We start from the raw sequence: 11,014 nt of genomic DNA on the forward strand, positions 1-11,014 counted from the left end.
GAGCACGTCGCGTTCGGCCGCGGGGTGCACACCTGCCCGGGCGGGCCGCTGGCCCGGATCGAGGGGCGGATCGCGATCGAGCGGTTCCTCGACCGGACCACCACGTTGACGATCAACGCCGACCGTCACGGGCCGGTCGGGCGGCGTAGTTACCGGTACGAGCCGACCTACATCCTGCGGGGCCTGGCCGAACTCCACGTCGATTTCACCCCCACCGACCGATAAACACGAAAGGCCACCATGGATCACAACAACGCAGAGGCCGCGGCGAAGCGCGTCGCCGTCGTCACCGGAGGCGCCTCCGGGATCGGGCTGGCCGTCGGCCGGCATCTCGCCGAGCAGGGACACCCCGTCGCGCTGCTGGACCGGCAGGGTGAACAGGCACGCATCGCCGCCGAGAAGTTGCAGGCCGACGGTGCCTCCGCGGTCGGCCTCGCAGTGAACGTCACCGATCGTGCTGCGACCGACGCGGCACTCGACACGGTGCGGTCCGAGCTCGGACCGGTCTCGATCATGGTCACCAGCGCCGGGATCGAACTCAGCGCGCCGTTCACGCAGATCACCGCGGACGCCTGGGAGCAGATCCTCTCGGTGAATCTCACCGGCACGTTCCACTCGATCCAGTCCGCAGTGCCGGACATGGTCGAGTCGGGCTGGGGCCGCATCATCACGATCTCGTCGTCGAGCGCCCAGTCCGGTGCACCGGACCGCGCGCACTACGTCGCGTCGAAAGGTGGCGTCATCGCGCTGACGAAGGCGCTGTCGTACGAGTTCGCGCCGCAGGGCATCACCGTCAACACGATTCCGCCGTCGATCATCGACACGCCTATGGCCCGCAACGGGGCAGCCGAGGGCAACATCGACCTGGATCTGCTGGCGGGTATGACTCCGGTGCGGCGCAACGGAACTCCCGACGACGTGGCCGCGGCCTGCGCGTTCCTGTGCACGGACAACGCGGGATTCATCACCGGCCAGATCATCGGCGTCAACGGCGGCTGGTACCTGTAGGCCCGGTCGGTACCTGTCGATGCGCCGTCGTCGAGGGGTCGCGGCGTGATCGATGTGGCGGGGACCGGATTCGCACCCGGTCCCCGCCGTCGCGTGCGCGTGGCCGCTCGAATCGCGTTCGCCCTCAGCAGTTCCCACCACGACGACACCGGGCGGCACTTCGCACCGTCACGCCTTGCGACCGGAGTGGATCGGATCGATCGGCGCCAACGCCCTCGGTCTACCGCGAAATGTGCGAGAGTCGGATGCACCCTCGATGTTCCCAACCAACTCGAACACGCGTTTGCCCGGCGGGCGGGGAAGAGAGAAGACATGTGCACCAGGGTCGTTTGGCCGGATGCGGCGGGAGCGGTACTCGTCGGACGGAACATGGACTACCACCGCGACACGGGGACGAATCTGTGGTCCCTGCCGCGCGGCATCGACCGGCGGGACGGCGTCGGCGGGTCGCTGAGCTGGACCTCGAAGTTCGGCAGCGTTGTCGCCGGCGCGTTCGACATGATGACCGTCGACGGCATGAACGAGGCGGGCCTGTCCGGGCACATCCTCTGGCTCGCGGAATCCGACTACGGAACCCACGACCCGACGCGTCCGGCATTGAGCATGGCCGTGTGGATGCAGTACTTCCTGGACAACTTCGCCACGGTCGCGGAGGCGGCAGCGTGGATCGAACAGACCGAGGTGCAGGTCGTTCCGCTCGGCGACCCGGCCACCGGTGAGGTTCCCGCGGTGCACCTCGCGTTGGACGACGCGACGGGCGACTCGGCGATCGTCGAGTACATCGACGGCAAGGTCACCGTCTGGCACGACCGCAGCTACCACGTGATGACGAATTCACCGACCTACGACAAGCAGCTCGAACTGCTCCGCGAGATCGACGGATTCGGTGGCGACCGGCCTCTGCCCGGCACAACGCAGGCCGCCGACCGGTTCGCGCGCGCCGCATACTACGTCGGCCGGCTCCCCGAACCGAAGAGCCAGGTCGAGGCCGTCGCCGGGATGTTCAGTGTCATCCGTAACGCGGCCCAGCCGTTCCGAATTCCGGATCCGGACAAGCCCAACGCATCCCAGACGATCTGGCAGACCGTCGGTGATCTGACGAACAAGCGTTACGTGTTCGCGTCGACGACACGACCGAACGTTCTGTGGGTCGACCTGGCCGGACTGGATTTCGGCGAGGGTGCCTCCGCACGCAAGCTCGACCTGCTCGGTGATACGGCACTCGAGGGCGGGCTCGGTGGCAACGTCACGGACCGGTTCACCGAGACCGACCCGCTGCACTTCCTCGAACTTCCGGCCGCGCAGTAACACGCCACAGCAGAAAGCATCGGTGCCGCGATCCCTTCCGGGAGCGCGGCACCGAAGCGTGAGGCGGGTTCTGCTAGTGAGCGACAGCCTTCTCGACACCGACACCGGTGAGCGAGCGGACCTCCATTTCGGCCTGCTTGAACGGATCCTCCGTCTTGCGGCGACCGATGTAGGTGCCGACGATGCCGAGGACGAAGGCCAGCGGAATGGACACGATGCCCGGGTTGGACAGCGGGAACCACGCGAAGTCGGCGTTCGGGAACATCGACGACGGCTTGCCGGATACCGCCGGGGAGAACACGATCAGCAGCAGGCAGCTGATCAGGCCGCCGTAGATGCTGAACAGCGCGCCGGTGGTGTTGAACTTCTTCCAGAACAGCGAGTACAGCAGCGTCGGCAGGTTCGCCGAGGCGGCGACGGCGAACGCGAGAGCAACCAGGAAGGCGATGTTCTGCCCCATCGCCATGATTCCCAGCACGATCGACACCAGGCCGATGACGACGACGGTGATGCGCGAGACCCGCACCTGCTCGTCCTCGGTTGCGTTGCCGCGCTTGATGACACTGGCGTAGATGTCGTGGGCGAACGACGCCGACGCGGTGATCGCCAGGCCCGCGACGACCGCGAGGATCGTGGCGAACGCGACTGCGGAGATGATCGCCAGGAACAGGGTGCCGCCGAGTTCGAAGGCCAGCAGCGGAGCCGCCGCGTTCTCCTTGCCGGGGGCGTTCAGGATGACGTCGGGGCCGACCAGCTTCGCGGCGCCGTAGCCGAGGACGAGGGTGAACAGGTAGAACGCGCCGATGAGCGCGATCGCCCAGGTCACCGACCGGCGAGCTTCCTTCGCGGTCGGCACGGTGTAGAAGCGCATGAGCACGTGCGGCAGACCTGCGGTACCGAGCACCAGCGCGATGCCGAGCGAGACGAAGTCGATGCGGGTCATGTCGCTGATGCCGTACTTCGCGCCCGGCGCCAGGATGTCACGGCCGGCGACCGCCGGGTCCGTCGAGCTCGACGCCATGGACTGCGCGTCGGCGAGCAGCTGGGAGAAGTTGCCACGGACCGCGAAGAGCACGAGGACGAACATGATCCCGGCGCCGGCGATGAGCAGGACGGCCTTGACCATCTGCACGTAGGTGGTGCCCTTCATGCCGCCGATGAGCACGTACACGATCATGAGCACACCGACGACCGCGACGACGATCGCCTGACCGGCCTTGTCGTGGATGTCGAGCAGCAGCGCGACCAGGCCGCCCGCGCCGGCCATCTGGGCGAGCAGGTAGAACAGCGACACCGCGAGGGTGGACAGCGCCGCCGCCATGCGAACCGGTCGCTGCTTGAGGCGGAAACTCAGCACGTCGGCCATCGTGAACCGCCCGGTGTTGCGGAGCAGTTCGGCGACGAGCAGCAGCGCGACGAGCCACGCGACGAGGAAGCCGATCGAGTACAGGAACCCGTCGTAGCCGTAGACGGCGATGGCGCCGGCGATGCCGAGGAAGGACGCGGCCGACAGGTAGTCACCGGCGATCGCGAAACCGTTCTGAGGTCCGGAGAACTGGCCGCCGCCGGTGTAGAAGTCGGAGGCCTTCTTGGTGGTGCGGCTGGCCCGGATCACCAGTGTCATCGTGCCGATGACGAATGCGACGAAGATCGCGATGTTGATCAGCGGGTTGCCGACATCGGCGGTCCCACTGGCAGCGAGAACGGTCACTGTGCCGGTCCTTCCAGCTCGTCACGGATCGCGGCGGCGCGGGGGTCGAGCTCGCGTCCTGCGAATTTCACATATACGGCCGTGATCACGAACGTGGTCACGAACTGACCGAGACCCAGGATGATTCCGAGGTTGATGTTGCCGATCACCTTCGTCGCCATGAAGTCCGCGGCGTACGTCGCCAGCAGCACGTAGACGCCGTACCAGGCGAGGAAGAACACCGTCACGGGGAACACGAACCGTCGGAGCCGACTGCGCAGCTCCTGGAACTCCGGGCTCGCCTGCATCGCGGCGAAGTCCTGTGGCGTGGGTTCGCGGCGCGACGGTGCGTCGCTTCCGCTACTGACTGTGGTCACTGCCGACTCCTCGGGGTCGTGTGAGTTGTAGTGAGGACAGACGGTAGTGAGACGGCGGTCACATTCGTAAGCGGTGCGGGTCCACCGAACGCCGAACTGTCGAGCGGTGCGCCGAACGGTCGGCTCACCGCGACGAACGGCGCCGCCGATCCGCTGCACCGAACGCACCGATCTCCCGGTCGCGGCCCATGCCGAGGCGTTCCGGGACGTGCATACGCGAGAAGGCACGACCCACATCGGGGGGCACCGACCGGCGTGTGGCGAGGCTGACCAGCACCATCGTCAGGAACGCCAGCGGCACGCTCACCGCGGCCGGATAGCCGACGAGCACCTCGAGCCAGCCCGCACCGCGTTCCGGGTCGACGGGAGCGAGCACCACCACCATCGCCGCGATCCCGGACACCAACCCGCCGAGCACCATGCCCGCCGCCGCACCCGCCGCGGTCAGCCCCCGCCACCAGATACCCAGGACCAGCAGCGGGCACAACGTCGACGCCGCCACCGCGAACACCAGCCCCACCGAACGCGACAGATCCAGCGACGTCACCGACAGCGACAACGCGAGCGGAACCACCCCGGCGAGCACCGCCGCGACCCGGAAGTCCCGCACCCTGCCGCGCAGCACATCCGTCGACAGCACACCGGCGACGCTGACCAGCAGACCGGACGAGGTGGACAGGAACGCGGCGATCGCACCGGAGGCGACGAGCGCCGCCAGGAGCTGACCTCCCCACCCGGACAGCACCGATCCCGGCAACAGCAGCACCGCCGCGTCCGAGCGGCCCGTGATGAGCAGCTGCGGTACATACAGCCGGGCGAACACCCCGAGCAGCGTCGGGAACAGATAGAACATCCCGACCAGTCCGATCACGGCGAGCGACGTCACCCGCGCGGTACGACCGTCGGGGTTGGTGTAGAACCGCACGAGCACGTGCGGTAGCCCCATGGTGCCGAGGAACGTCGCGAGGATCAGCGAATACACCTGGAACATCGGGTAGTCGCCGCCGTACCCGTTGCCGGGCGAGGCCCACGAGTCGTTGTCCGCCGGCGCACCCGCCACCACCGGAACGGGCGAGCCGGCGTCGAGCACCAGTTCGGTTCCCGACGACAGTTCGTGCTCCCCCGGCGCGAGCAGCACCGGTCCCGAGACGGGCCCGCCGTCGACGTGCCCGGTGACGGTGACCTGCAGCGGCTCACCGACCTGCACGATCACGTCGGTGGTGATGTCGACGGTGGTGCGGTCGGTGACGGTCGGCGGCACCGGTTCGGACACGGCGCGGTCGTCGGCGAAGAAGTGCAGGGCGAGCACCAGCGCCGGCAACGCGACCGCGGTGAGTTTGAGCCAGTACTGGAATGCCTGCACGAACGTGATCGACCGCATGCCACCGCCGACGACATTGCCGACGACGATCACCCCGACCGCGGCGACGCCCACCCATTCGGGCAGTCCCAGCAGGATGTTCAACGTCAGTCCCGCACCCTGGAACTGCGGCACCAGATACAACACGCAGATGACCGCGACGACGATCATCGCGAGAGTGCGCAGCCAGCGCGCGCCCAGCCGGAACTCGGCGAAGTCCGGCACCGTGTACGCACCGGACCGGCGCAGCGGTGCCGCGACGAACAGCAACAGGCCCAGATAGCCCGCGGCGAAACCCACCGGATACCACAGCGCGTCGGCGCCGTACTTCGCGACGAGCCCGGCCACACCGAGAAACGATGCGGCGGAGAGATATTCACCGGCGATGGCCGCGGCATTCCAGCGCGGCCCCACCGTGCGCGAGGCGACGAGGAAGTCGGAAGTGGTGCGCGCCAAGCGCACACCGTAGATGCCGATCGCGACGGTCGCGGCCGCCGCCGCGATCAGACCGACGACGGTGAGGACGGGGATCGAACCGGTGTCCATCGCGGCTCAGTCGTCGGTCAGGTCGGTGAAGTCCTGCTCGTTGCGCTCGGCCAACCGCACATAGAGCCAGGCGATGCCCAGCAGCACCGGATAGCCGACGACGCCGAGCAGCAGCCACGGCAGCCGCAATCCCAGCACCGTCACCTCCGCGAGCGAGGGCACCAGCGCGAACAGCACCGGCAGCGCACCGAGCAGACCCGCCGCGACGAGCGCCACCCGCAACGCGAGCCCGAGCTGCGCCCGGACAAGTCCGCGCACCATCGCGTCGCCGATCTGGGTCTGCTGCTGCACCTCGACGCGGGTACGGACCATGCGGGCTCCGCGTCGCTGCGCGAGCACCACCCGTTGCCGCGGCGGCGGGCCGGCGCTGCTCATCGGGACGTCCAGGTCTGCATGGGACCGCGGATGAGCCGGTCCTTGAGTTCGCGGGTGTGGCGGCGGCTCACCGGCAGCTCCACCGCCGGCTGGTCCCCCTCCGGCCGCAGGCACACCACCAGCCCGGAACCGACGCTGCGGATTCCCGTCACCAGCGGCAACGCCACGAGGAAGGACCGGTGGACGCGCAGGAACCCGGCGTCCGCCCAGCGGCTCTCGAGTGTCGAGATGGGGATGCGCACGAGGTGGGAACCGGTTGCGGTGTGCAGGCGCGCGTAGTCGCCGTCCGCCTCGACCCATCGCACCGACGACCGCGGCACCAGCGTCGTGACCCCGCCCAGCTCGACGGGAATCACCTCGTCGGACGATGCCGCCGCCCCACTCTGGTCGGTGCTGCTGCGGCGCCGTTCCGCGATCCGCTGCACCGCCTCGGCGAGCCGTTCCTCCCGCAGCGGCTTGAGCAGATAGTCGACCGCACCGAGATCGAACGCGGCGACCGCCCGGTCGTCGTGCGCGGTCACGAACACCACCGACGGGGGCTGCGCGAAGTTGCGGAGGATCCCCGCGAGTTCGAGCCCGTCGAGCCCCGGCATGTTGATGTCGAGGAAGACCGCGTCGATACCGCCGTCGCGCAGCAACCGAAGGGCCGTGGTCGCATCACCGGCGGTGTGGACCGAGCCGATCTCATCGCGTCGGCGCAGCAGGTATGCGAGCTCGTCGAGGGCCGGCGGTTCGTCGTCGACCGCCAGCACGGTGAGGTGGTCCGGATTGTCGTTCACAACGGAATCATCGTGCCATGCCTCGAGGCCGGTCACGGTCGGATCCCCGGCCGGAACTTCGGGACCCGCATGCTGACCTTGGTCCCGGCGCCCGGAGCGGTCTCGACGACCAGGCCGTAGTCGTTGCCGAACGCCGCCCGCAACCGGTCGTCGACGTTCGCCAGCCCCACATGGGCGGACTCCTTGACACTGCTGTCCTCGCGGTCCGCGACCGCGTCGAGCGAACCCGATCGCAGCAGTTCCGGGTCCATGCCGATGCCGTCGTCCTCGACACTGATCACGCAGTCGGTGCCTTCGTCGGCGGCGACGATGGCGATCGTCCCGGCGCGGGTCGGTTTGCCGGCGATGCCGTGCCGCACCGCGTTCTCCACCAGCGGCTGCAGCGCCAGGAACGGCAGCACCACCCCGAGGACCTCCGGGGCGATCTGAAGCCGCACGTCGAGGGCGTTGCCGAAGCGGGCGCGTTCGAGAGTGAGGTACCGGTCGATGTTGCGCAGCTCGTCGGCGAGCACCGTGTACTCGCCCGCCGACCGGAACGAGTAGCGGGTGAAGTCCGCGAACTCGAGCAGCAGCTCACGCGCCCGGTCCGGGTCGGTGCGCACGAACGACGCGACCGTGTTGAGCGCGTTGTAGATGAAGTGCGGGCTGATCTGGGCGCGCAATGCCCGGACCTCCGCACGATCGAGGCGCGCGCGGGACGCGTCGAGCTCGGCGAGTTCGATCTGACTGCACGCGTAACCCGCGGCCTCGGCGAGCACCCCGAGCATCGCCGGGCCGGGTTCGGCGGTGGTGACGACGCCGAGCACCCCGACCACACCGACAGTGTCGATGATCAGCGGCTGCGCGATCACCGCGCGCACGGCGATCTCGTCGGGACCGCGCGTGAGGTCGCCGTGGCCGACGAGCACGCGCCGCTCCCCCTCGATCGCGCGCGCGGCGGCGTCGCGCATCTGGCCGGCGAGGCCCTCGTACAGCCCGTGCCAGGCGAGCCGATGCCCGTCGGCGTCGAGCAACGCCACGGCCTGCGCACCGGTGAGGGTCCGCAGGTGCGGTGCAGCCTCCTGCGCGGACGTCGCGTCGAGGCCGCGGCGCAACGGTCGCGCGGCGAGCGAGGCGGTGTGCAGCGTCTCGTGCACGGCGCGTTCTGCGGGAGTGGTGACGACCCGCCGGGTTCGTGCCCACACCGCACCGATACCGCCGACGACGAGAGCGGCGACCACCACGAGTACGAGAACAACGGTGCCGGTCACCGCCCACCCGGCCGGGGCGGGCGGGGCGTCCACGGACGCTCGAACAGGATGGTCGCGGTCATGCATACCAACCTAGAGCGCGGGGCCGGATCAGGCGGGTCGGGTGCGCGCGGAACCGATGAGCGGCACCGTTTCGCGCATCGGCGCCAGCGCGCCCACGGAAAAGGTCCGGCGGCGCTGCAGCACAGTGCCCACCGGCCTCACCGAGAACGTGACGGTGACATCGCACTCGCCGAACCGCAGCGCCGTCAGCGCACCGGATTCGACGACGGCGACGACTCCGTGGAGGTCGTATTCGGCGGTGAGATCCAGATCGACACGGCCGACGGGCGCACCGTCGAGACTCAGCTCCACGAACGGATGCTGGGTCGACGTGATTTTCGTACTGTCCAGCGGCACTACCTGTTTCCCACCGGCCAGGGTGGCGGTGGCGGCGTCGCGCAGTCGTCGATACCGCTGCCAGCCCTGCGCGAACAGGTCTCCGAGGCGACCTCGAGCAGATCGGCGACCGCGGCGGCCACCTCCGCGTCGACGGCGGTCAGCACAGGGCCGGTCACGTCCGGTCCCGCCGGTCGATCCGTTCCTCGGCGGCGGCTTCCTCCACGTCCAGGCTTTCGAGTTCGACGCGCAGGGTTTCGTCGTCGAGGCTGCCTTCGTCGCGTGCGGCGATCAGGGCGGTGCGCTGCGCGCGCAGGATCGTGCGACGGAACTGGTCGAACAGTGCACCCGCGTCGAGGGTGCGGTCGTCCTCGTTCTCCGATTCGACGGCCTTGGCGTCGACGCGGGCCTGGATGGATCGGCGTACCCGTTCGAGGATGCGGCGCACCGCGTCGGCGTCGAAACCGGACGGCGGATTCTCCTCGAGCTTCCGGAGTTCGTCGCGCGTGGCGATGGTGACGATCGACTTGGCGAGGGCGCGTTGCTCGTCGGTGCGGAGCCGTTCGTACGGGTCGGACACGTCGAGCCTGCGGATCAGGGCGGGCATGGTCGCACCCTGGATGAGCAGGGTACCGACGGCGACGACCAGGGCGATGAGGTGGATGATGTCCCGCCCCGGGAAGGGTTCGCCGGAAGCGAGCAGCAGCGGGACACCACCGGCGGCCGCGAGGGTCACCACCCCGCGCATGCCCGCCCACGACACGACCACGTGTTCACGGAAGCTCAACGGGTCGCGGCCGAGCCGGGCCAGCCCGGCATCACGCGTGATGCGACGGCGTCCCCAGTTCAGCAGACCCCACACCGGCCGGACCACCATGACGAGGACGAGCACCGCGACCGCGTAGAGCAACACGACGACGACGTCGTAGCCGTTGTCGGTGACGTCGTCGAGGACGAATTCGAGCTGCAATCCCATGTAGGCGAAGACGAACATCTCGAGCAGGATGTCCAGGCTCTCCCACACATAGCGCTCCTGGATGCGCGTGTTCACCGAGGCGTCGGTGGCGCGGTGCCCCATGTAGAGGCCGGCGGCGACGACGGCGAGCACCCCGGATGCGTGGATCTCCTCGGCGACGAGATAGGCGGTGAACGGAAGCACCAGTCCCAGCGAGGTTTCCAGCGGCGAGTGGTACATCCGGCCGCGTACCCGGTGCACGATCACCGCGAGCACGAGTCCGATCACGACACCGCCGACGACCTCGTAGCCGAAGAACACGACCGGTGATTCGAAGAACACGCGGGTGCCGGCGACCGCGGAGACGGCGACGGTGAACAGGGTCAGGGCGGTCGCGTCGTTGACGAGTCCTTCCCCGGTGAGTACCGCGATGACACGTTTCGGCAGGCCCAGCTTCTGGCCGACCGCGACGGCGCTGACCGCGTCGGTGGGCGCGACGACCGCGCCGAGCACGAGCGCCGCGCCGAACGTCAGTTCGGGGACGAGCCAGTTCGCGAAGAACGCGACCGCGAACGCGGTCGCGAGGACGGTGACGATGCCGAGCCGCAGGATCGGCGACAGGTAGCGCCGGAAGGTGGGGACGGAGAACCGCAGCGCCGCCGAATACAGCAGCGGCGGAAGCACGACCCCGAGAATCACCTCGGGTTGCAGTTCCAGGCGGGGCAGTCCGGGGATGAACGACGCGGCCGCGCCGATCGCGACGAGCACCAGCGGCGCCTGCAGGTTCCTGCGCGCCGCCAGCCCGGTGACGGCGATGGCCGCGATGACGACGAGCAGTATCCAGGTCCCGTTCACGGCACCGATTCTGCTCCGTCGCTGCCGCCGGCGCGGTCGGCCGCGACGGTCACGGGGCCGGTTCGACGGTGTTCGCGCAGCTAGCGGACACACGCCTTCGTTCGTGCGTACGCGTGTGTCCGACAGCTGTGCG

General features: G+C 69.0%; 11 protein-coding genes and 1 pseudogene. 3 read left to right on the forward strand and 9 right to left on the reverse strand.

The window, feature by feature from the left end; genetic code table 11:
* The 3 genes and pseudogenes from A8G15_RS31215 to A8G15_RS22925 all read left to right on the forward strand — a co-directional run.
* A pseudogene (locus A8G15_RS31215) lies at positions 1–225 on the forward strand (cytochrome P450); the annotation flags it as partial.
* A gap of 15 nt (positions 226–240) precedes the next feature.
* Positions 241–1,008: an SDR family NAD(P)-dependent oxidoreductase gene (locus A8G15_RS22920; RefSeq protein ID WP_068165057.1), complete on the forward strand. Its 768-nt coding sequence runs from the start codon at positions 241–243 to the stop codon at positions 1,006–1,008.
* A gap of 312 nt (positions 1,009–1,320) precedes the next feature.
* Positions 1,321–2,316 carry a linear amide C-N hydrolase gene (locus A8G15_RS22925; RefSeq protein WP_068165066.1) on the forward strand — a complete coding sequence of 332 codons (996 nt, stop codon included), beginning with the start codon at positions 1,321–1,323 and terminating at the stop codon, positions 2,314–2,316.
* Positions 2,317–2,389: 73 nt separating this feature from the next.
* On the opposite strand, the gene A8G15_RS22930 is transcribed toward A8G15_RS22925, so the two are convergent.
* The 9 genes from A8G15_RS22930 to A8G15_RS22965 all read right to left on the reverse strand — a co-directional run bounded on the left by A8G15_RS22930 (position 2,390) and on the right by A8G15_RS22965 (position 10,881).
* Positions 2,390–4,027 (reverse strand): solute symporter family protein, encoded by a 1,638-nt coding sequence (locus tag A8G15_RS22930; protein WP_068165059.1) that lies wholly within the window; start codon positions 4,025–4,027, stop codon positions 2,390–2,392.
* Positions 4,024–4,314 (reverse strand): DUF485 domain-containing protein, encoded by a 291-nt coding sequence (locus tag A8G15_RS22935; protein ID WP_082900106.1) that lies wholly within the window; start codon positions 4,312–4,314, stop codon positions 4,024–4,026. The genes A8G15_RS22930 and A8G15_RS22935 overlap by 4 nt, the downstream gene beginning before the upstream one ends.
* Before the next feature lie 193 nt (positions 4,315–4,507).
* The gene (locus tag A8G15_RS22940) at positions 4,508–6,289 is read right to left on the reverse strand and encodes a sodium/solute symporter (protein WP_068165060.1); all 1,782 of its coding nucleotides are present in this window, start codon (positions 6,287–6,289) and stop codon (positions 4,508–4,510) included.
* Between the two features lie 6 nt (positions 6,290–6,295).
* Positions 6,296–6,664 (reverse strand): hypothetical protein, encoded by a 369-nt coding sequence (locus tag A8G15_RS22945; protein WP_169833931.1) that lies wholly within the window; start codon positions 6,662–6,664, stop codon positions 6,296–6,298.
* Positions 6,661–7,443, reverse strand: a complete 783-nt coding sequence (locus A8G15_RS22950) for a LytR/AlgR family response regulator transcription factor (RefSeq protein WP_068165073.1) — start codon at positions 7,441–7,443, stop codon at positions 6,661–6,663. The genes A8G15_RS22945 and A8G15_RS22950 overlap by 4 nt, the downstream gene beginning before the upstream one ends.
* A gap of 32 nt (positions 7,444–7,475) precedes the next feature.
* On the reverse strand, positions 7,476–8,693 hold the full coding sequence (locus A8G15_RS22955; protein ID WP_068165075.1) for a sensor histidine kinase: 1,218 nt from the start codon (positions 8,691–8,693) through the stop codon (positions 7,476–7,478).
* A gap of 90 nt (positions 8,694–8,783) precedes the next feature.
* The gene (locus A8G15_RS22960; protein WP_156665525.1) at positions 8,784–9,047 is read right to left on the reverse strand and encodes a hypothetical protein; all 264 of its coding nucleotides are present in this window, start codon (positions 9,045–9,047) and stop codon (positions 8,784–8,786) included.
* A gap of 44 nt (positions 9,048–9,091) precedes the next feature.
* A complete protein-coding gene (locus A8G15_RS30800) occupies positions 9,092–9,250 on the reverse strand; it encodes a hypothetical protein (protein ID WP_156665526.1) in 159 nt (52 codons plus the stop codon).
* Entirely contained in the window at positions 9,247–10,881 is a 1,635-nt protein-coding gene (locus A8G15_RS22965) for a Na+/H+ antiporter (protein WP_068165064.1), read from the reverse strand. Before A8G15_RS22965 ends, A8G15_RS30800 begins: the two co-directional genes overlap by 4 nt.
* Between the last annotated feature and the right edge of the window lie 133 nt (positions 10,882–11,014).

Source organism: Rhodococcus phenolicus (assembly GCF_001646785.1).
GTDB lineage: Bacteria > Actinomycetota > Actinomycetes > Mycobacteriales > Mycobacteriaceae > Rhodococcus > Rhodococcus phenolicus.